At 59.6% G+C, this 20,216-nt stretch carries 20 protein-coding genes; 7 read left to right on the top strand and 13 right to left on the bottom strand.

Features of this window, described 5'->3' with window-relative positions:
* The first annotated feature begins 49 nt into the window (after window positions 1-49).
* Window positions 50-505 carry a PTS sugar transporter subunit IIA gene (locus AC1ECN_RS25505; RefSeq protein ID WP_130705567.1) on the top strand — a complete coding sequence of 152 codons (456 nt, stop codon included), beginning with the start codon at window positions 50-52 and terminating at the stop codon, window positions 503-505.
* Window positions 506-573: 68 nt separating this feature from the next.
* Here AC1ECN_RS25505 and AC1ECN_RS25500 read toward each other — a convergent pair whose 3' ends face one another.
* Complete coding sequence (locus AC1ECN_RS25500; RefSeq protein ID WP_018071101.1) at window positions 574-1,590, bottom strand: porin; 1,017 nt, start codon at window positions 1,588-1,590, stop codon at window positions 574-576.
* 365 nt (window positions 1,591-1,955) lie between these two features.
* Here AC1ECN_RS25500 and AC1ECN_RS25495 point away from each other — a divergent pair, with 365 nt between their 5' ends.
* The 5 genes from AC1ECN_RS25495 (at window position 1,956) to AC1ECN_RS25475 (ending at window position 6,863) form a co-directional block, all read left to right on the top strand.
* The gene (locus tag AC1ECN_RS25495; RefSeq protein WP_477954451.1) at window positions 1,956-2,981 is read left to right on the top strand and encodes a sulfate ABC transporter substrate-binding protein; all 1,026 of its coding nucleotides are present in this window, start codon (window positions 1,956-1,958) and stop codon (window positions 2,979-2,981) included.
* 8 nt (window positions 2,982-2,989) lie between these two features.
* Complete coding sequence (gene cysT / locus AC1ECN_RS25490) at window positions 2,990-3,847, top strand: sulfate ABC transporter permease subunit CysT (protein ID WP_018071099.1); 858 nt, start codon at window positions 2,990-2,992, stop codon at window positions 3,845-3,847.
* Window positions 3,837-4,709, top strand: a complete 873-nt coding sequence (gene cysW, locus AC1ECN_RS25485; RefSeq protein WP_024319986.1) for a sulfate ABC transporter permease subunit CysW — start codon at window positions 3,837-3,839, stop codon at window positions 4,707-4,709. The genes cysT and cysW overlap by 11 nt, the downstream gene beginning before the upstream one ends.
* A 10-nt stretch (window positions 4,710-4,719) precedes the next feature.
* Complete coding sequence (locus AC1ECN_RS25480; RefSeq protein WP_024319985.1) at window positions 4,720-5,760, top strand: sulfate/molybdate ABC transporter ATP-binding protein; 1,041 nt, start codon at window positions 4,720-4,722, stop codon at window positions 5,758-5,760.
* A gap of 266 nt (window positions 5,761-6,026) precedes the next feature.
* The gene (locus tag AC1ECN_RS25475; RefSeq protein WP_130674025.1) at window positions 6,027-6,863 is read left to right on the top strand and encodes a cell wall hydrolase; all 837 of its coding nucleotides are present in this window, start codon (window positions 6,027-6,029) and stop codon (window positions 6,861-6,863) included.
* A 147-nt stretch (window positions 6,864-7,010) separates the two neighbouring features.
* Here the strand turns inward: AC1ECN_RS25475 and pepT are convergent, their stop codons facing one another.
* The 8 genes from pepT to AC1ECN_RS25435 all read right to left on the bottom strand — a co-directional run bounded on the left by pepT (window position 7,011) and on the right by AC1ECN_RS25435 (window position 15,292).
* On the bottom strand, window positions 7,011-8,243 hold the full coding sequence (gene pepT, locus AC1ECN_RS25470; protein WP_130674026.1) for a peptidase T: 1,233 nt from the start codon (window positions 8,241-8,243) through the stop codon (window positions 7,011-7,013).
* A 104-nt stretch (window positions 8,244-8,347) separates the two neighbouring features.
* Window positions 8,348-9,100, bottom strand: a complete 753-nt coding sequence (locus AC1ECN_RS25465) for a metallophosphoesterase (RefSeq protein ID WP_130674027.1) — start codon at window positions 9,098-9,100, stop codon at window positions 8,348-8,350.
* Window positions 9,101-9,172: 72 nt separating this feature from the next.
* Window positions 9,173-10,231, bottom strand: a complete 1,059-nt coding sequence (locus tag AC1ECN_RS25460) for an ABC transporter ATP-binding protein (RefSeq protein WP_477954448.1) — start codon at window positions 10,229-10,231, stop codon at window positions 9,173-9,175.
* Window positions 10,232-10,235: 4 nt separating this feature from the next.
* Window positions 10,236-11,066: a carbohydrate ABC transporter permease gene (locus tag AC1ECN_RS25455; RefSeq protein WP_075225505.1), complete on the bottom strand. Its 831-nt coding sequence runs from the start codon at window positions 11,064-11,066 to the stop codon at window positions 10,236-10,238.
* Between the two features lie 4 nt (window positions 11,067-11,070).
* Window positions 11,071-12,006 (bottom strand): carbohydrate ABC transporter permease, encoded by a 936-nt coding sequence (locus AC1ECN_RS25450; protein ID WP_024319982.1) that lies wholly within the window; start codon window positions 12,004-12,006, stop codon window positions 11,071-11,073.
* A gap of 99 nt (window positions 12,007-12,105) precedes the next feature.
* Window positions 12,106-13,365 carry an ABC transporter substrate-binding protein gene (locus AC1ECN_RS25445; protein WP_477954446.1) on the bottom strand — a complete coding sequence of 420 codons (1,260 nt, stop codon included), beginning with the start codon at window positions 13,363-13,365 and terminating at the stop codon, window positions 12,106-12,108.
* A 35-nt stretch (window positions 13,366-13,400) separates the two neighbouring features.
* Entirely contained in the window at window positions 13,401-14,573 is a 1,173-nt protein-coding gene (locus tag AC1ECN_RS25440) for a PLP-dependent transferase (RefSeq protein WP_130674029.1), read from the bottom strand.
* A complete protein-coding gene (locus AC1ECN_RS25435) occupies window positions 14,570-15,292 on the bottom strand; it encodes a FadR/GntR family transcriptional regulator (protein ID WP_130674030.1) in 723 nt (240 codons plus the stop codon). Before AC1ECN_RS25435 ends, AC1ECN_RS25440 begins: the two co-directional genes overlap by 4 nt.
* Before the next feature lie 115 nt (window positions 15,293-15,407).
* Between AC1ECN_RS25435 and AC1ECN_RS25430 the strand changes: the two genes are divergently transcribed.
* Window positions 15,408-15,905 carry a hypothetical protein gene (locus tag AC1ECN_RS25430; RefSeq protein ID WP_130674031.1) on the top strand — a complete coding sequence of 166 codons (498 nt, stop codon included), beginning with the start codon at window positions 15,408-15,410 and terminating at the stop codon, window positions 15,903-15,905.
* Window positions 15,906-15,953: 48 nt separating this feature from the next.
* Here the strand turns inward: AC1ECN_RS25430 and AC1ECN_RS25425 are convergent, their stop codons facing one another.
* From AC1ECN_RS25425 to AC1ECN_RS25410, 4 genes are all read right to left on the bottom strand, one after another.
* Entirely contained in the window at window positions 15,954-16,514 is a 561-nt protein-coding gene (locus AC1ECN_RS25425) for a hypothetical protein (RefSeq protein WP_130674032.1), read from the bottom strand.
* Between the two features lie 734 nt (window positions 16,515-17,248).
* The gene (locus tag AC1ECN_RS25420) at window positions 17,249-17,443 is read right to left on the bottom strand and encodes a hypothetical protein (protein ID WP_003577126.1); all 195 of its coding nucleotides are present in this window, start codon (window positions 17,441-17,443) and stop codon (window positions 17,249-17,251) included.
* Between the two features lie 1,264 nt (window positions 17,444-18,707).
* The gene (locus AC1ECN_RS25415) at window positions 18,708-19,313 is read right to left on the bottom strand and encodes a nucleotidyltransferase family protein (protein ID WP_130655463.1); all 606 of its coding nucleotides are present in this window, start codon (window positions 19,311-19,313) and stop codon (window positions 18,708-18,710) included.
* 48 nt (window positions 19,314-19,361) lie between these two features.
* Window positions 19,362-19,913, bottom strand: coding sequence for a GrpB family protein (locus AC1ECN_RS25410; RefSeq protein WP_075225879.1), 552 nt, complete (start codon window positions 19,911-19,913; stop codon window positions 19,362-19,364).
* Between the last annotated feature and the right edge of the window lie 303 nt (window positions 19,914-20,216).

The raw sequence follows: 20,216 nt of genomic DNA, 5'->3' as shown, positions 1-20,216 counted from the left end.
TCCCTCCCGCTGCCCGAACAATATCGAGCCGAACAGCATCGAGAATGACATGAACCTTCCCAACATCATCCGGCCGGAACACACCTTCATCGGCGTGTCGGCGCCGACCAAATGGCGCGCGCTGCAGACCATCGCCGACAAGGCCGCCAAGGCTTTCTCCGTCGACGGCCAGACCATCCTGAAGGCGCTCGAAGCGCGTGAGAAGCTCGGCTCCACCGGCATCGGCAACGGTATCGCCATCCCGCATGCGGCAATCGACAACATGACCAGCCCGCGCGGCCTTCTCCTCCGCTTCGCCCAGCCGCTGGATTTCGAGGCGATCGACGATATCCCGACCGACATCGCCTTCGTGCTGCTCTTCGCAGAAAACAATCGCGGCGAATATCTGAACGTGCTTTCCGCCATCGCCAGGCGGCTGCAATCGGATGGTGTGCTTGCCGCCATGCGAAAGGCAAAGACGGTCGACGAATTCTATTCCGATTTCATCGCCGATTCATGGGGGTGACGGCATTGTTCTAAATTAAAAAAGGCGCGGCCCGAAGGTCGCGCCCTCTCGTCTGCAATCAGACTGTCTTAAAAATCGCGCTGGAAGCGCAGGAAGCCGAACACGTCGTCGTCGCCTTCGTCCTCATCGTGATATTGCACGCTGAGCTTCGTACGCAGATCGTCGACGATCTGGTAGTCGATGGTGACACCGGTGGTATAGGCGCTGCCGCCGGTGAAGCCGTTGCCGTCAGCCTCGAGAGCGATGTTTTCGAAGTACTGGAAGCCGGGAGTGACCTTCCACTTGTCGTTGATCTTCAAGGCATACTCTGCTGCGATCGTCCATTCGGACTCTTCGTAGTAGTAGTTGGCGCCGCTTGCCCATACGCCGGCAATGCCGAGCGTGCCCGGGCCGATGTCGGCATAGACGATACCGCGGACAGCGACTTCGCTGGTGTCGGTGTCATAACCGGCAAGCAGGTAAGCGCTGATGGCGCCGGCCTTGTAGGAGACCTGGCCTGCGACACCATAGTTGTTCGGGCCGTCGCCCGGCTTGGTGGCGTAGTCTTCTTCCAGTTCGTCGACCGAGATGCCGGCTGCGAAAGCGCCATTCTCGTACTGATAACGGATCGAGTTGTGGTTCGTCTCGTTGCTGGCGAGCGTATCGGTCTCGCCGCTCATGTCGTCGTCCCACCAGCTATACAGCATACCGACGCGGAAACCGGCGATATCGATGTAGCCCTCATCGAGCAATGCTTCCTGGTCGGAGGCATCGTCGACATTGTAACGCAACGTGATGACGCCGGTGAGCGTGCCGTACTCGGTGTCGTTCTTGGCCTGGAAGGTGACCTGACCGCGAGTCCAGAAGTCTACGTCGGAGTCGCCGGAAATATGGTCACCGAAACGCACTTCGGTACGGATGTAACCGCCGATCGAAAGGCATGTTTCCGTCCCCGGAATATAAAAATAGCCGGTACCGTAGGCGTCGCAAACGCGAACATATTCCACGGGCTCGGGTTCCGCCGCCACGATGGCGTCGGCTGCGCGGGCTCCGGAGGCCGCGGCAAGGGCGGCAACGGAGGCAAAAAGGATAGTCCTGATATTCATTTTGAATGGCCCTTAACAGGTTTGGAATGCGAGGCGCACTTCAAGGGTTGCCCCCGCGTTGCGGTCGGCGAATACGACCGCAACGGAGGCCATATAGGAATCCGCAAGTGCCATCGCGGCAAAATCTTGGCAAAAATCAGCAGCACCATGTCGTTTTCGTGGAGGAACTGTGGCCAAAAAAACACGACCTACCCTGCGGCAGTACGGCTGGCGGCCAATTGGCCGCGGCCAACTTCGGCACGTCCATTTCCAAATGGGCTGTTAAATGGAATGGCATTCTAACAGCCATGCCGGAACCGGAAGAACCTTTGTTTCATTATACGACTGACTTGATAGAGTTAAGACAGAAAACAGGAGGGTTCCCCATGCAGACACAACGGCTCACCCGGCTCCTCGCGGCGGCGGTCATGGCAGGCAGCTTCGCGATCGGAAGCATTGCTCCGGCATTCGCGGATCAGACGCTGCTTAACGTTTCCTACGATCCGACCCGCGAATTGTATAAGGATTTCAATGCCGCCTTTGCCGCCAAGTGGCAAAAGGACAGCGGTGAGACGGTGACGATCCAGGCTTCGCATGGCGGTTCCGGCGCCCAGGCCCGCTCCGTCATCGACGGCCTCGACGCCGACGTCGTGACGCTTGCCCTCGAAGGCGATATCGACGCCATCGCCAAGGCGACCGGCAAGATCCCGGCCGACTGGAAGACCAAGTTCCCCAACAATTCGACGCCTTATACGTCGACGATCGTCTTCCTCGTCCGCAAGGGCAACCCGAAGGGCATCAAGGATTGGGGCGACCTGGTCAAGGACGACGTGCAGGTCATCACCCCGAACCCGAAGACATCGGGCGGCGCCCGCTGGAACTTCCTTGCCGCCTGGGCCTGGGCCAAGCAGGCAAATGGCGGCGACGAAGCCAAGGCGCAGGATTACGTTTCCAAGCTGCTTCAGCACGTCCCGGTTCTCGACACCGGCGCTCGCGGCGCCACGACCACCTTCGTCCAGCGCGGCCTCGGCGATGTGCTGCTCGCCTGGGAAAACGAAGCCTATCTTTCGCTCAAAGAGCTCGGTCCCGACCAGTTCGAGATCGTGACCCCGGCTTTCTCCATCCGCGCCGACCCGCCGGTGGCCATCGTCGACGGCAATGTGGACAAGAAGGGCACGCGCAAGGTCGMCGAAGCCTATCTCAACTACCTTTATTCGGACGAAGGCCAGAAGATTGCCGCCAAGCACTACTATCGGCCGATCAAGCCGGAAGCTGCCGATCCGGCTGACATCGCCCGCTTCCCGAAGCTGACACTGGCGACCATCGACGACTTCGGCGGCTGGAAGAGCGCACAGCCCAAATTCTTCGGCGACGGCGGCGTATTTGACCAAATCTACAAGCCGGCCCAATAATAGACTTCATGAAAGCACATAGCCCCACGCGGTGGCGGTTCAAACGGCCGAGCGTCATTCCTGGTTTCGGAATGGCGCTCGGCCTTACCTTGACCTGGCTCACCCTTCTGATCCTCATCCCGCTCTCGGGCCTTGCCGTCCGGTCGAGCGCGCTCGGCTGGGAGAAATTCTGGTCGATCGCGCTCGATCAGCGCACGCTGAACGCACTGCGCATCAGCTTCGGCAGCGCCTTCATCGCCGCGATCGTCAATGCCGTGTTTGGCATCGTCCTCGCCTGGGTGCTGGTCCGTTACCGTTTCCCCGGCAAGCGCATCATCGATGCCATGGTCGACCTGCCCTTCGCSCTGCCGACCGCCGTKGCCGGCATCGCACTGGCGACGCTCTACGCGCCGAACGGCTGGATCGGCCAGTTCCTGACACCGCTCGGCATCAAGATCGCCTTCACGCCTGCCGGTATCGTCGTGGCGCTGATCTTCGTCGGCCTGCCCTTCGTGGTGCGCACCGTGCAGCCCGTCATGGAGGAAATCGACAAGGAAGTGGAGGAGGCCGCGGCAACGCTCGGCGCCAACCGCTTCCAGACGATTTTCCGCGTGCTGCTGCCGGGGCTGGCGCCCGCCGTGCTCACCGGCTTCGCGCTCGCCTTTGCCCGCGGCGTTGGCGAATACGGCTCGGTCATCTTCATCGCCGGCAACCTGCCGTTCAAATCGGAGATCGCGCCGCTGCTGATCATCATCAAACTCGAAGAGTATAATTACGCGGCAGCGACGGGCATTGCGGCGATCATGCTGGTCCTCTCGTTCGCCCTGCTGCTGGTCATCAATCTCATCCAGAGCTGGAGCAGGCGGAGGTACGGCTATGGCGCTTGATGCGACCGCTCAACCGGCGAAGCTGCGGTCGGTGACCACCGAAAACAGGATCGCGCGCTTCACCCTGATCATCCTCTCGCTGGTCTTCCTGCTGCTGATCCTGCTTCTGCCGCTCGCCGCCGTCTTCGTCGAGGCCTTCCGCAAGGGAGCCGGCCCTTTCTTCGAAGCGCTCGCAGACGCCGAGACCTTCTCGGCGATCCGCCTGACGCTGATCGTTGCCGGCGTCAGCGTGCCTCTTAACCTCGTCTTCGGGGTCGTCGCCGCCTGGGCGATCGCCAAATTCGAGTTCAAGGGCAAGGCCTTCCTGACGACGCTGATCGACCTGCCCTTCTCGGTCTCACCTGTCATTTCGGGCCTGGTCTTCGTTCTGCTGTTCGGCGCCAATACCTGGCTCGGCCAGTGGTTCAGCGCTCACGACATCAAGATCCTGTTTGCCGTCCCGGGGTTGATCCTCGCCACCATGTTCGTCACCTTCCCCTTCGTCGCCCGCGAGCTGATCCCGCTGATGCAGGAACAGGGAACGGCCGACGAGGAGGCCGCCCTTTCGCTCGGCGCCAGCGGCTGGCAGACCTTCTGGCACGTGACGCTGCCGAATATCAAATGGGGCCTGCTCTATGGCGTGCTTCTCTGCAACGCCCGCGCCATGGGCGAATTCGGCGCCGTCTCGGTGGTGTCGGGCCACATCCGCGGCCAGACGAACACCATGCCGCTGCAGGTGGAAATTCTCTACAACGAGTATAATTTCACCGGCGCTTTTGCCGTCGCGACACTTTTGGCCTTGCTCGCGCTCGTGACTCTTGTTTTGAAGACGCTGCTGGAAATGCGCTATAGCGCGGAAATCGCCGCCAGCCGGCGGCACTGAAGGAATTGGAATGGAAGTACGCGTTCAAAACATTCGCAAGGAATTCGATCGTTTTCCGGCGCTGCACGATGTCTCGCTCGACATCCGCTCCGGCGAGCTGATCGCACTGCTCGGCCCTTCGGGCTCCGGCAAAACGACATTGCTGCGGCTGATCGCCGGCCTCGAAAGCCCGACGGAGGGGCTGATCTTCTTCGGCGACGAGGATGCCTCGAAGAAGACTGTGCAGCAGCGCAATATCGGCTTCGTCTTCCAGCACTATGCACTTTTCCGCTACATGACGGTGCTCGAAAACGTCTCCTTCGGCCTCAAGGTCAGAAACAGCGCGCGGCGGCCGCCGAAGGCCGATATCCGCAGGCGGGCGCTCGAACTGCTCGACCTCGTCCAGCTTTCCGGTCTCGAAAAACGCTACCCAGCCCAGCTTTCCGGCGGCCAGCGCCAGCGCGTGGCGCTCGCCCGCGCCATGGCCGTGGAGCCGAACGTGCTGCTGCTCGACGAGCCTTTCGGCGCGCTCGACGCCCAGGTGCGCAAGGATCTGCGCAAATGGCTGCGCGATATCCACGACCGTACCGGACACACCACCGTCTTCGTCACCCACGACCAGGATGAGGCGCTGGAGCTTGCCGACCGCGTCGTGGTCATGAGCCAGGGCGCGATCGAACAGGTCGGCACACCGGACCAAGTCTACGACAATCCGAATTCTCCCTTCGTCTTCGGCTTCATCGGCCAGTCGAACTGCCTGCAGGTCGAGATATCAGACGGCGACATTCGATTCGAAGGCCGCTCGCTCGGCCTCAATGCCGAGGGCGAACCGGATGGCACGGCGCAGCTCTACTTCCGCCCGCACGATGTCAGGCTCTGCGAATCAGCCGAAAACTGTATCGCCGGCCAGCCGGTCTCAAGCCGCCGCGTGGCAGGCACCCGCCATATCGAATTGGATATCGGCAACGACCGCCCGCATATCGAGATCGAATTGCCGCCGAGCGAAGCTGAAAGGCTTGACCGCAACCGGGTAGCCTTCAAGCCAACCCGCTGGAAACTGTTCCGCAGCTGATGGAGATTGGGCCTCCCGCCCACAGCGCCGCGACTTTTTGAGAGCCGCAAAAGACGCTGTAACACTTTGAATTGCTGGGATACTTTTATCCTTGGATCGATTCCGATCTCAAGAATTTTGCAATGGCTCGCCGCCGGAATCGTATTTGGCGAGAGTCTCTTAAGGTTTTTGTTATCTAAGGTTGTTTGTATTTCAGTCATATGACGAGTAAAACGTTTTCGCTTAATCATTAAGGGCTGGACTAATCCCATAGGAGGCACCTGGCGTTGAGGGCGGAGATTTCCTTTGGAAAATCCCTGATCGGGATTTTGTTCGTAGGACTGGCAGCAGCAAGCTGCACAACGACATCGAAACCGGCGGGAACGGCGGCGAACACCAAGACGAAGCAGGGCCAAGCGGCGAAAGTCACGTTCAATTATACGGCCAAAGACCGCGAGTGCCTGCAGCGCGCGATGTATTTTGAATCGCAGCATTCGGACGAAGACGGCTACATGGCTGTCGGGACCGTCGTCATGAACAGGCTCACCTCCGGCGCCTATCCCACATCGATCTGCGGCGTCGTGGCCCAGAAAAGGCAGTTCGCGCCCGGCGTGATGACGCGCGAAGTCAAGCCGCAGGCGGAAACTGAGCTTGCCACCGCTGCCGATGCAATCCTTGTTAAAGGCGCACGCCATCCTGCGGTGAAGGACGCGATGTTCTTCCACACGGATGGGCTGAAATTCCCTTACGACAACATGCACTATGTGACGGTTGCCGGCGGCAACGCCTTCTACGAGAAGCGCGACTCCAACGGCATGCTTGAAACGCCGCCGCCGCTGCCTTCCTACGAGGTGGCGATGAACTATGTGCCCGGCGAAAGCATGCTGCCACCGCAATTCGAGGCACTGATACCCTCGGCGGTTCCCGTTCCTCTGCCGGCTCCAGACCCCATGGCGACGGCGAGCACGGGGCAGATGCGGATAATGGCGCCGGTGACCGCGCCGGAAACATCACCGGTAACATCGGTCGAGCCCGAGCCGGGAATGCCCATTGCGATCCCGATTCCACGCCCCGCCTATGACAGCGTGATGCTGCGTGAAAGCCTTCCGACGAACGGCGGTTAAACCGCCCTTCCTGGTTATGTGGTGGAAGCATGTTTTAGTTTCCGCGCAATATCGGACGCGAAAAGTGCGAAGCGGTTTCGGGATAACGACATGCATGAATCAATGACCTGAAGCGCGTCGCATGAATCCGGATTGCCGCGACGCGCTTTAGGCGCGCTCTTCCCAGACCCTCGCCAGTTCCACGATCGTCTTGACCGCCTTTTCCATGTCCTGGCGGCTCACCCATTCCAGCGGTGAGTGGAAGGCATGACCGCCGGCGAAAATGTTCGGGCAGGGCAATCCCATGAAGGAAAGGCGCGAGCCATCCGTGCCGCCGCGGATGCTGCCGCGCACCGGCGTCATGCCGGCCCGGCGCACCGCTTCGATAGCGTTGTCGACGATCTCCGGGTGACGATCGAGCACCACCTTCATGTTGCGATACTGCTCCTTCACCTCAAAACGATAGGTCGAGCCGGGATAGACAGCCATCACCTCCTTGACGATGGCTTCGAGCATCGTTTCCTTCTCCGTGAGACCCTTGTCGGTGAAGTCACGGATGATCAAGCTCAGCGACGCCTTCTCCATCGAACCGGTGACGCCGGTGGGATGGATGAAGCCCTGCTGGCCTTCCGTGGTCTCGGGGGCAATATCCCTCGGCAGCCGGTCGATGATGGCGCCGGCGATCTTGATGGCGTTTTCCATGCGGTCCTTGGCAAAGCCGGGATGGATCGCCACACCTGATATGCTGATCTCGACGCCGTCGGCCGAAAACGTCTCATCCTCGATATGGCCGGCCGTCTCGCCGTCCATCGTATAGGCAAAGTCGGCACCGAGTTTCTTCAGGTCGACCTTGTTGACGCCGCGCCCGACTTCCTCGTCGGGCGTGAACAGGATCTTGATCGTCCCGTGCCTGATATCAGGATTGCCGACGAGCATCGCAGCCGCGGCCATGATTTCGGCCAGTCCCGCCTTGTCGTCGGCGCCGAGCAATGTCGTCCCATCGGTCGTGACGATGTCGTTGCCGATCTGGTTCTGCAGCTCGGGATGATCGCTGACGCGGATCACCCGGCCCGTGTCGCCGGGAAGGTTGATGTCACCGCCGGCATAGTTCCTGACGATCTGCGGCTTGACATCAGTGCCGCTGAAATCGGGCGCCGTATCCATGTGCGAGCAGAAACAGATGACCGGCACCGCCTTGTCGCTATTGGCCGGAATGGTCGCGTAGACATAGCCGTGCTCATCGAGATGCGCGTCGGCAAGACCGATCTTCACCAGCTCATCGACCAGAACCCGTCCGAGATCCTTCTGCTTGCCGGTGGTCGGCTGCGTCGACGAGGCAGGGTCGGATTGCGTGTCGATAACGACATAACGGAGAAAGCGGTCAAGAACAGTGTCGGTCATGGCATCCAGTCCAGCAAGATCACACGGACGATATAGCCCTCATGGGCGATGCGGCAAAAGATTTTTCCGCTCGCAGCACGTGAGGAATGACCGTTCAATCCTTTTCATGCACCTCTGTCGGATACCGGAACAGAGACCACATGTGAAACAAGCCTGCCATCGCTGACCTCATGCACGAGGAAGGACGGAGCATCGATCACCGAAAGATCCGCACGGCCTTCCAGCAGAAGCGGATTGGGCGGGCAGAGGGAGCCGCAGGTCTGGACAGGGATCAATCCCAACCGACCGAATGCAGGTCGGTGGACATGGCCGCAGAGAATCGCCAGCGGCAGCCTGTGCATCGTCTCCAGGGTGCCGAGAAGCGCACTGCCGTTCCTGCATCCGATCTGGTCCAGCGTCTCGATGCCGATCTTGAATGGCGGCTGATGCATGAACAGAAGAGCAGGCGTCGTCACGTCGGCAAGCGCGCTCATCAGCCACGGCAGATGCGGCAGGACGTCGCCGTAGCTCTGACCGGCGACGGTTACATCGACACCGAAGAGGGTCAGCCCATCGACGGCTGTCCGGAAATGCATCGGTCCCGTCGCATTGATCGATGGGCCGACGGCGGCAAGTTCGGAACGCATCAATTGCACATCGTCACCATTGCCCGGCAACAGGTGGACAGGGCAGCCCAGCGACCGCAGGCTTTCGGCGACAAGGCGATAGCCGTGCCGCCATCCGTCGTCCACCAGATCTCCGGTGACAACAAGCACATCCGGGCGGAACGTCTTCAGCCACGCTATCGCCCGCTCCAGCGTCCGCAGCGACGAAAGGTCTGGCCCTGCATGGATATCGGATATCTGCGCAACGAGCATATTCTGCCTCCTCGCCTCTGCTGGAGACAATATGCCGAAACCGATAGCGTCAGGCTACCGGCCTCCGACCATTCAGTCGACGCGTTTTCCCTCGGCGTCGAACACATGCAGATACTGGGCCGGGAAGGCCACATTGACCTTCGGCCCCGCTTTCAGCGCGTCGCGGTTCAGCGTGAAGATCTTGAATGGCAGGCCATGCAGGGCAAGGTGCAGGATGATGCCGAAGCCTGTCGGTTCGACGAGTTCCACATCCGCCGCAAGCCCCGCCCCGCCTTCGCTCATCAGCACATGCTCCGGCCGGATGCCGAGCGTCACCTTTGCGCCGTCTGAAAGCGGCAAAGGCTTTGCAAGCGGCACGATCGTGCCGTCCTTCAGCTTCACGCCGCCGGCATCATAGCTGGCCTCGAGGAAATTCRTCCCCGGCGAGCCGATAAAGCCGGCTACAAAGAGATTGGCGGGGCGGTCGTAGAGTTCCAGGGGACTGCCGACCTGCTGGACCACCCCGCCATGCATGGCAACGATCCGGTCCGCCAGCGTCATTGCCTCGATCTGGTCATGGGTCACGTAGATCGAGGTCGCCTTCAGGTCGCCATGCAGTTTCTTGATTTCGGCGCGCATCTGTTCGCGCAGGCGCGCATCGAGGTTGGACAGTGGTTCGTCGAACAGGAAGGCCTTCGGCTGGCGCACGATGGCGCGACCCATGGCGACGCGCTGGCGCTGGCCGCCAGAAAGCGCCTTCGGCCTTCGTTCGAGCAAAGGATCGAGGCCGAGCTTGGCAGCGGCTGCTGCCACCGCGCTTGCAATCTTCTCCTTCGCCACCTTCCGGAGCCTGAGGCTGTAGCTCATATTGCCGGCGACGTTCATATGCGGGTAAAGCGCATAGGACTGGAACACCATGGCGATATCGCGGTCCTTGGGATGCAGTTCGTTCACCCTATTGCCGGCGATGCGGATCTCACCTGATGTGACCTCCTCCAGCCCGGCGATCATGCGCAGCAGCRTGGACTTGCCGCAGCCGGACGGGCCAACGAGCACGACGAATTCGCCGTCCCGGATTTCGAGGTCGACGCCGTGCAGCACCTGCACATGGCCATAGGCTTTGCGGATATTCCGGATATCGATCGATGCCATTTGTTTAACCCTTGACCGCGCCGGCCGTCAGGCCCTGGACGAGATAGCGCTGGATGAGCAGGAAGAAGAGGCCGGCCGGAATGAGGGCCATGACGCCCGCCGCCATCATCTGCCCGAAATCCACCGAGAATTTCGAAACGAAAGTGAGAAGGCCGACCGGGAAGGTCGCCGCGTCATTGCCGTTGATCAGCATCAGCGCGAAGAGCAGCTCGCTCCAGGCGGCCGTGAAAACGAAGCCGAGCGTAGCGGCGATCCCCGGCAGCGTCAGCGGCAGGATGATCTGGCGAAACGCCGTGAACTGCGTCGCCCCGTCGATCTTCGCCGCCTCTTCGAGATCCCTCGGAATGCCGTCGAAGAAGGACTGCATCAGGAAGGTGGCGAAAGGCACGTTGAAGGCGGTGTAGACGATGACGAGCCCGGTCAGGCTGTTGGTCAGATGCAGAGGCGAGAGGATCTTGAAGATCGGCGCCACCAGCATGACCAGCGGGAACATCTGGGTCAGCAGCATCAGGGCGACGATCCAGTATTTTGCCCGGAAGTTGAAACGCGACAGCGCATATCCCGACAGCGAAGCGCAGACCGTTACAGTCACTGCCGTCGAGGCCGAGACGATCAGGCTGTTCTTGAAGAAGGTCGGAAAGGCGCTGTGGCGCAGCACGAAGGCATAGTGATCCCATGTCGTGCGCGACGGCCACATGCGCACGCCCTCGCTATAGAGCAGGTCGTTCGGCGTCACCGAGACCTTGAGCAGCCAGAACAGTGGAAAGAGYGCGAAGGCGATATAGCAGAGGATCGCCAGGCGGTGTGCGACGGTGGGAATGACGGATCGTCTCATGATCTCAATCCTTGTTCAGCAGCGTCTGCCGGAGCAGGATGATCAGCATCGAATAGGCAAGCAGCAGCACGAGCAGCACCAGCGCGATCGCCGAGGCGTAGCCGAAATCGAGCCGCCTGAAGGCTGTCGTGAAGATATAGCTGGCGACGATCTGCGTGCGGTCGGCCGGCCCGCCACTGGTCATGACGACGATGAGATCGGCGAAATTGGAAATCCACACGGTGCGCAGCAGCACGGTGATGGCGATCGTTGGCGCCAGAAACGGCAGGGTGATCGAGCGGAAACGCTGGAACCAGCCGGCGCCGTCGATCGATGCCGCCTCATATAGATCGCGCGGGATCGCCTGCAAGGCGGCCAGCAGCGTAATCGCGAAAAACGGAATGCCCCACCAGACATTGGCGACGATCGGCCCCCACATCGCATAGTTGGGATCAGAAAGGATATTGCCCGGCTCGTGCATCAGCCCGAGCGCAAAGAGCCAGTGCGGGATCGGGCCGATGACGGGATTGAACAGCCAGGCCCAGTTGAGGCCGGCGAGAAAAGACGGCACGGCCCAGGGCAGGAAGACCAGCGCCTGCGCGATTGCTCTGCCTTTAAACGGCTTGTCGAGCAGCAGCGCCAGGATCAGCCCGAAGACGAACTGCAGGACGACGGAGGCGCCTGTCCACCAGAGCGTGTTCCTCAGCGCGCCATAGAAGGCGGCATCGCCGGCAAGCTCGCGGAAATGGTCGAGTCCGATGAAGCCGCCGGAAAACGGATTGAGCAGTTGGATATCGCGGAAGGCGTAGGAAATGCCGACCGTCAGCGGCACCAGCATGACCGCAATGATCAGGATCAGCGACGGCGCGCTATAGAGGTAGGGCTCCGAAGCATCGGCAACGCGACGCAGCCATGGCCTGCGGTCGCGACGCATGTCGAGCGTATCGGCGGAAATGGTCATCGGCCAGAAGTTCCCATTCGCGGCGTTCATGCGCCGTCTGTGTCATCCAAGAAGCGACGGCGGCCCCGTCTCGAAGAGCCGCCGCCGTCAGTCCGTTGCTTATTTCTTGGCGAGGAACTTCTGCTGTGCCTTGGTGAGGTAGTCCGCCCACTGGTCGGCCAGATCCTTTGCCGAGATATCGCCGAGCAATGCCTGCTGCGAGGTCTTGATCGCCAGCGAATCCTTGAAGAAGGCGAATTCCTCGAGGTAGGTCGGCATGACGGTTGGTACCGTGTTCGGGTCCGCCAGTTCCTCGAACCAACCCTTGAACTGGTCACCGGCATAGAAGGGATCCTTCTCGGCCGCCGTATAGGCCGGCAGGGCGCCGATGCGCTTGTTCCACTCGATATTGCCTTCCGGCCCTTCGAGGGTGGCAATCAGCTTCCAGGAGAGATCCTTGTTGCCGCTTGTCGTGAACATCGACCAACCGCCATAGCCGATCGTCGGGAAGGACTTGCCGTCAGGGCCCTTCGGCAGCGGCATGACGCCGAAATCGTCCTTGTTCATGCGTTCGGCGATGGCGATCAGCGCATCGGGATCCTGGTCGAGGAAAGCGCAGGTGCYGGAATAGAAGCCGGCGACGACTTCGTTGAAGCCCCAGTTGACGCTGTCCTTTGGCGCATAGCCCTTCTTGTAGAGATCGACCATCCATTCGATGCCCTTGGCCCAGCCGGGGCTGTTCATCGTCGAGGTGCCGTCATCGTTGAAATACTTGTTCGAGCCGGCCATCGAGGCGGCAAAGATCATCCAGCCATTGAGGCCGCCCGGGCCGCCACGCATGCAGTAGCCGTATTTGCCGGACAGTTTGGAAACCTTCTCCGAAGCGGCGGTAAATTCTTCCAACGTCTTCGGCGGCGCGGCGACGCCGGCTTCCGAAAGCAGCTTCTTGTTGTAAAACATCGCCCTGAGATAGAAGCCGTAGGGCAGCATATAGGCGGTGTTCTTGACGTCGCGGCCGAGCTCGAGCGCGCGCGGCGTCAGCTCCTTGGTATGCTCCCACTTTTCGAGGTAGGGCTCCAGGCTCTCGAGCATGCCGTTATTGGCATAGAGCGACAGCCAGGTATCGGGCATCTCCATCACATCGGGAACGTCGCCGGCGGACACCATGGTCGCGAACTTCTGGAACGCTTCGTTCCAGGGCAGCGAGATGATGTCGACCTTGGTGCCGGGATTGGCGGCTTCGAATTTGCCGACGATCGATTTCAGCGTTTCGGTGCGCTCCGGGCTGGTGATGACTTCGACAAGCTTGAGCGTGGTATCGGCGAAGGCCGTACCCGCCATCATCGAAGCAAAGAGCGTCGAGATTATTAGTTTTTTCATGGCTCAGTTCCCCCTTGTTAGGTTTCTCTCGGGTTTCAGGATTGTGAGGCGGCGGCGAGCGCCTCCTCGATGTCTCCCCACAGAGCCTCGGTTCCTTCGAGGCCGACATGGAGACGTACGGATCGCGCATGGATGCCGAAGGCATGTGCGGAATTTGGCTGTGCTTTCTGCTGGAGCACCACCTCGCCCGGTACGATCAGGCTTTCATGTCCACCCCAGCTTACGCCCAGTTTGAAGAGCCTGAGGTGATCGGCGAAGGTGCGGATATCGACGCCTTCGCGGAATATGAAGGAAAACAGGCCCGAGGTGCCGTTGAGGCCGGCGGGCAGGCGGTTGGTAAGCCCCGGATGGCAGACCTTCTCCACCACGTCGAGCTTCTGCAGGCGCCTGGCGATTTCAAGCGCCGATGTCTCGTGGGCCCGCATGCGTAGCGGCAGCGTGCGCAACCCGCGGATCAGGAGCCAGGCGTCGAACGGCGAAAGCTTGCCGCCGAGATAGGGATAGGCCTCGGCCTTGACGCGCGCGATCATCGCCTTCGAGCCGGCGATGACGCCCGCCACCACATCGCTGTGGCCGCCGAGATATTTCGAGGCCGAATGGATGACGAGATCGACGCCGAGCGTCAGTGGCCGCTGGAAGAACGGGCTCGCCCAGCTGTTGTCGATCATCGAGACGATGCCGTGTTGCCTGGCGAGTGCTGCGAGCGCACCGACGTCATGAGCCTCCATCACCCAGCTCGTCGGGCTTTCCATGTAGAAGAGCTTGGCGCCGGGCAGCGCCTTGGCGACCGCTTCCTCGTCGCGCCCGTCGACATAGGTCACCTCGATCTTCATCCGCTTCAGGATGGTGCCGAACAGTCGAAAGGCATCGGGATAGACGTGCTTGACGGCGACGATGCGGTCACCCGGCTCGACGAAGCTTAAGACCGCCGACGAGATCGCCGCCATGCCGCTTGCAAAACCCAACGCATCCTCCGCCCCTTCGAGCTTGGCGAGCATTTCTTCGAAGGCACGCACTGTGGGGTTCAGGCCGCGCGTATAGATCGGCCGCACCTTCTCGCCGCGATAAGAGGCGATCATGTCGTCGTAATCGGAAAAGGTGAAAAGCGAGGTCTGGAAAATCGGCGGCACGACGGCGTCTGCGAAGTTGCCTTCGTCATGCGCCGTGATGAGGGAAGCAAGTTCGAACGGTTCAGAGCCGTTGCTCATTTGGACATTTCCTTGATGTCTTCCTCGACGATATCGAGAATTTTTAATGTTTCGGCGCGCGCCGCCTCGGGATCCCCGGCAGCGATCGCGTTGAAAAGCGTGCGGTGAAAGGGAAAGGACCGGCGCGCGAAATCCTGCCGGTCGAACGGATGTTCCCAGAAGCGTTCGAAGGTCTCGCGCATCTGCTCGAGAAGCTGGCGAAACAGCGGATTGTGGGTGGCGTCGTAGACGGCGAGGTGGAAGGCCAGATCCTCCGGTCCGGAGGTGCCCTTCTCCAAGTGTACCCGTTCCATCGCGTCCAGCTTTTCCTCGATGACGACGAGATCCGTGCTCGTGCGCCGCCGGGCCGCAACCATGCCCGCCTCGCATTCGATGCCGCGGCGAACCTCTAGCGTCTGCAGCAGCGCGTCGCGCAAATGGACCGTGTCGAAAGACAGCGGCATGTGGATCGTCGCTCTGGAAACCGGTTTCAGCAGATAGGTGCCGCTGCCCTTGCGGGTTTCGATGACGCCGAGCGCCTGGAAGTGGCGGATCGCCTCGCGGATGGTCGAGCGGCCGACGCCAAGGGCTGCCATCAGCTCGCGCTCGGCCGGCAGCCGATCGCCCGCCTTCAACCGCGCTTCCTCCACATAATCCGCCAGTGCATCGGTCACCTGACGCGCGCGGTCCATGACCGGAAGCGGCCGGATCACCGGCCTGTCGCTACGATTTGCCTTCATGGTTCCCCATTTTCTTATCAGGCAGTCAGGCCCCGAAATTGGTCTGACATCTTAGCATTTCTCAAAGAGCGACAGACGTCAAGTCGCCTTTGTTGGTGGTCTAAGGAACTCTCGCATGGCCCAGACCGCGGGGTTGGTGTCCCAAAAGGAGGTCTGGCGTGGCCAAGAGGGTTTTCGGCACCTTGAAAGGGCGATTGGACGGGTTGAATTCAGCGGGAGCGTTGTGAGGATTTTGCCGTTTCGTCTCTTGCAAGCTCGTGGAGCATTGTCTGTGAAACGAGGAAACCACGCGATGAAACATGGCAGGCCAGACAATCGCTCAGAACGATTCCGCGAACTTTCGATCAAGATGAGGCTGCGGATGCACAAAGCGTCTCACGAGATAATGCGAGCAAAGTCACAGGCTGAGGCGGATCAGATTGTTTATGGTGAGTATGGCACACTCGATCTGTCGCTTCTGTCTGAGCGAATGGAGCGTGCGGAAGAAGTTGCCAAGACTGTGGCCAGATGGCAGCAGAGCGGCAGCAAACTCCACGATGTCTCCCGGCTGCTGTCCACGGTGGCGGAAGGTTTGACCCCCGCCATTCCCGATATGCCATCAGCCCGCGTCTAGGTGGTGGATCCGGCATTGGCCTCGCAAACCGCTGAATCGGCATTGCCCCTACCAGATCACCTTGGACAGTTCGGAGAGGACAGCGTTGCCATAGCTCTCGTCCTTGATGCTGAACTCCGCCTCACCGGACACGAGATTGAAGTTAAGGTAGACCTCGGCTTGATCTTCCCCGAAGAAAATCTTGGTAGTGTACCAGTCTCCGGGGCCGCCGCCGAAACCGCCTCCCGAGGAGCGGACGGTCGGTGGTCCGAGAAATGCTATATCGAATGCTAGCGTGTCCTGTTTGGCGTTTGAAAGGCGAAGATCGCTCGCTTCCAGGGCTTTGCCCAGTTCGGAAATGAAATGCGTGGGTCGCGCGCCGCCTGCAACATGGAGAAACCTACCACGCGATTCGCTCTGCAGTTCGATAGCGAATTTCGTTTGGTAGTCGCCATCACCATACGACGCCATCAAGGCGAGGTCATCGGTGTCCGATTTAACGGGCAGCTGGGTGATCTTGAAGGCAAGCGACCCTGGAGACCGGCCGTCGGTAACCTGATCCTGTGCGTATACGCCGCCGGAGAACACAGCGCTCGCAAATATTATCAGGGCGGAGCGTCGAGTGATCATGTCATTCTCCTGAGAAAGAAGCTGCCGCCACGGACCTAGCACACCTCCTTGGCACCGTCGCGGACACGGGTATGGAGATTCATTCCAGGCTTGTCCACGGGTAACCCGCGGTTCACCATCTCACCGAAATATGTGTGAAGCAATCCGCCGCCCCAGTTGATTTCAAAGGGATTTCAGGCTGACGTGGACGCTTACACCAGGGCTTCAATATGCAGCGCTTCGAAATACAAGCACTTGATAACGGGATGTGGTCGGTCATGGATCGCCAGACCGGCAAGCAGATCGCTKACCGTGAGGGGGCAAGCGATAGGACCAGGTTGGAAGCCCAAGCCCTGGCCGACTTCCGCAACGGCATGTTGATTCCTCCCGCAAAGGAGCGGATTTCCTCCAGGCTCGAGAAGATACGTCGTGCTTGGGAACTGCTCTCTGGGAAGCGTCCGCCACGGTAACCCGTCCGCGCAGTCACGCCAAACGGGCCGATATCGGTCCTCGGCACGTCACAAGCTCGATCGGGATTGTGGTCGAGCTTCTTTCCACTTCGACGACAATCGCGTCACGGCACGATAACCCGCATCGCGCTAAGCATCAGGATGCAGTGGGTGGTGGGGCAAGCGCGATATTCACCTTTGAGTTCTCGCAAACGCGCAGCGTTGTGAAGCGGCAGCTTTGCAGGGTTTCATAAACGAGCCTGCAATCCCAGTTCTGCCGTGGCGTTGAAGAATATCTCCTGACAGTCAGTGCGAGGTGATCGCACGACCGCTGGACGCGAGATGCTCGGTAATGGCGCGCCGGATTTCGGTAACCGTGTCGAAGAGCCTGTTGTCCAAGTCGATGACATTGAAGCGGACAGCGATGAATTTGAGGCGGTTTTCGACAGGGACCGCGATCCCGACTTCCTGACCGTTGAATACGACAGCTTGCTTTTGCATAACAAACCTCGGGCGCGCCACACGGGAGCACCATCTTAGAAAAGTGGAACAAAGGGTTTACGACGCGTCAGATTGCCGTCGTAGGTCGGTATCGGATCGAGACGAGATCACGCACTCGCTGCACCATTGCGAAGAAACGAAGTCCGACAAACAAAGTCATCATCCTCCCTCAAGCGAGTCAAACGACCACTGAGTATCGCCGGCGAGGGCCGGTTATTTCGGAACTCTTCTTTAAAAAACGTAGTCGAGAAAGTTCGAGTAAGCAACTGATTTTTGTTATTATTTAGCGTTTTGAATCGTATGACAATTACCGCAGGTGCGAAGTAATAAATGATGTACGTTCGTCCGACCCCATAGTCGAAGGCCAAGGCGACGACGGAGAGCATACGGTCCGGACGGCCGATGAGGCAGGCATAGTCACACTGAACTTCGTCCAGAAGAGTGTAAGAGCGCGACGACCGCACCTGCCGTCACCGGTTCGCAGATAGACCACGATCCTCATGGTCGAAGAGCTATCTGGCGATGACACGGGCGGGCAACTTGAGCCCTGTGAGTGTCAAAGACCCTGCGCGCAGCCTCCTTAGATGATCGGCTCCGGCCACTCGCACTCTGGGATCAGTTCGCGAAGCGTCTTGGTCCGCCGCCGTCAAGGTCCTCATGGATTAATGGCGGCATGTTTTCTGCCCACGGTCAGGGAGACTCGCGAACTCCACCCTAAGGCTTCGAAGGATTTCCTCCCGGGAGTGACCTTGGAAGCGCAGGTCTACAACCCGTGCCACGAAGCCCTGATGGTCTGGAGGAATCTTCAGCTCATTGCATGCGTCGACGAGTATCTCCTGGAGGAATTCGAGATCGTCAATGTCAATCGCGAAATCAGAAAGCAGGCCCAATTCCCACCCCCGCAGACAGAGGCAGAGAGCGTAAACATCTCCCAAGCTGGCACCCAAATACCAACCGACTCATCATAGCGCGAATACGTCCGCATTCTAGCGAAATTCTGATCGTCTCGAATTTAGCTGAAGGTTATCACTTACGCGAGAAAGGGTAGATTCGTTCACGCGCCTCCATCGGATGGAGATAACGACCGGGTTGAAAACCCTCTTGAGAACCCACCGTCATTCGACAAATGTACTTCCGCCGCCGGTGGATTATTCCGTGGAATTGGCAGCCGCACTAGGCTCAACGATCAAGCGGCCGAACCTGCGGCCCCAACGGAGGCTTACGATCACTCGACTCAAATACAAGCTGAAATCGTTCAGTCTCTTCACCAGTGATGGACGCTTACCTCCGGCCACAGTGTTTTTGCCCTCGCAGCCTTCTCCTCGTGAGCGTTTCGGTTATCCAATGCATAGTTTGGCACGACCCGGAATGAAAACATGTCATTTAGACCGAAGGGGGCTTCGATGTGCAATTGGTCGTCGTCCGCCAATCGCACGGCGACAGAATGCGTCTTTGTCGAGTATCGAAGGAGAGCGTCTTTCGAACACGTTAGTGGCTCCACCGAAAAACCAAATCGCTCCTCGAACCAGAGGTGGACACGCGCCTGGTTTCTGATCTGAATCGGGATCGGCAAGTCCCTTGCGACAGGGAGTACCGCACGGATAACACGGTCTTCGGCCTCGTAGGACAGGTCGCTATCGTCGAAATAGATGACATCGATATCCTTGACGCCATACCAGCGGGGCCGTCCTGTCAGCGCGTTCCAAACCGTCTGGTAGATTGCGCCTCCCCCAACAAGGTAGTCCGGCAGTCTCATCGCCTCCAGGTGCCGGAGAACCTTCACCAGTTCTGGAACCTGCAATATCAGGGAGGCCAAACGAGAGCGTTGCTGTTTGTCATCAATATCTGCGTAACGAAGATGTTCTTCCATATCATCTCTCGAAGATTGCCAAGGCTTCAGGAAATCAAGTTCTCTCGACTAGGCGTCGGAAACACGCGACATCCACCCGGTCGCAGCCGCCCAACGGTCCGCACGGCGAATAATCTGCCAAAGGTGATCCTCTTTGCCTGTAGTGTAAGCCACCCGGTCGTTTTGGAACCGCGCAGCCAGTCTGCGCTTCAGGTCGACGTATGGTTCGTGCTCCTCGACATGGATGCGCATATAGTCTCGAAACAGCAACGGCCACTGCTCGTGCCAACTCCCTAGACGCCGGACATGAATATGTGTCCGTTCCTGGCCTGGGCTCTCCCGAAAATATCGCTTTGCCAGCTCCGGATTGGAAGATCGCCAAACATAACCAATGGCTTTCAAGGGTTCGACCAGGCTGTCCAAAGGGTCAAAGTCAACGACCGATACTTGAATGTCGATGATCGGCTTGGCCGCGAGGCCGTTAATGGCAGTCGATCCGATATGATCTATGCGCTTCGCGCGAGCACCGAGCGCGGTGCGGATCACGGCCGCCATCACGCGGAATTTCTCCGCCCATTCGGCAGACCAGTCACATATCTCGATCGGCTCATTCGATTTCACTGGCTGCTCCAACGATACAATAGAACGGCTAACCAATGGTCGTGCCAAAAACTTTGTTGGCTCGGGTTCAAAGAGGCGGACGGTCGCGACGCGAGATCGACCAAGCTGCGGCCACATAGGCAGCGGTCCGCAGTTCCTTCCTCGACATCGGAATGTCTCTCGCAGCATCAACGATGATCCATCAACCATCCGGACGCAAGCCTTGCTGTCACCCAAGATTGAGACGAGCCCGATGCAGCGAGGCGCGCTCCGATTCGACGTCGTAGAGCGCCCACTCCTTTTCAGCGGCATACCTTCACACCC

The sequence above is a fragment of the Rhizobium sp. 01N447_2 genome, from assembly GCF_056399245.1.
The sequence above is the reverse complement of the archived record's forward strand: the minus strand, read 5'-3'. Positions and strand labels throughout refer to the sequence as shown.

Coding starts and splice junctions, on each gene's coding strand:
- AC1ECN_RS25505 (WP_130705567.1), top strand. CDS start 50: ATGAACCTTCCCAACATCATCCGGCCGGAACACACCTTCATCGGCGTG.
- AC1ECN_RS25500 (WP_018071101.1), bottom strand. CDS start 1,590: ATGAATATCAGGACTATCCTTTTTGCCTCCGTTGCCGCCCTTGCCGCG.
- cysW (WP_024319986.1), top strand. CDS start 3,837: ATGGCGCTTGATGCGACCGCTCAACCGGCGAAGCTGCGGTCGGTGACC.
- AC1ECN_RS25480 (WP_024319985.1), top strand. CDS start 4,720: ATGGAAGTACGCGTTCAAAACATTCGCAAGGAATTCGATCGTTTTCCG.
- pepT (WP_130674026.1), bottom strand. CDS start 8,243: ATGACCGACACTGTTCTTGACCGCTTTCTCCGTTATGTCGTTATCGAC.
- AC1ECN_RS25465 (WP_130674027.1), bottom strand. CDS start 9,100: ATGCTCGTTGCGCAGATATCCGATATCCATGCAGGGCCAGACCTTTCG.
- AC1ECN_RS25450 (WP_024319982.1), bottom strand. CDS start 12,006: ATGACCATTTCCGCCGATACGCTCGACATGCGTCGCGACCGCAGGCCA.
- AC1ECN_RS25440 (WP_130674029.1), bottom strand. CDS start 14,573: ATGAGCAACGGCTCTGAACCGTTCGAACTTGCTTCCCTCATCACGGCG.
- AC1ECN_RS25435 (WP_130674030.1), bottom strand. CDS start 15,292: ATGAAGGCAAATCGTAGCGACAGGCCGGTGATCCGGCCGCTTCCGGTC.
- AC1ECN_RS25430 (WP_130674031.1), top strand. CDS start 15,408: ATGGCCCAGACCGCGGGGTTGGTGTCCCAAAAGGAGGTCTGGCGTGGC.
- AC1ECN_RS25425 (WP_130674032.1), bottom strand. CDS start 16,514: ATGATCACTCGACGCTCCGCCCTGATAATATTTGCGAGCGCTGTGTTC.
- AC1ECN_RS25420 (WP_003577126.1), bottom strand. CDS start 17,443: ATGCAAAAGCAAGCTGTCGTATTCAACGGTCAGGAAGTCGGGATCGCG.
- AC1ECN_RS25415 (WP_130655463.1), bottom strand. CDS start 19,313: ATGGAAGAACATCTTCGTTACGCAGATATTGATGACAAACAGCAACGC.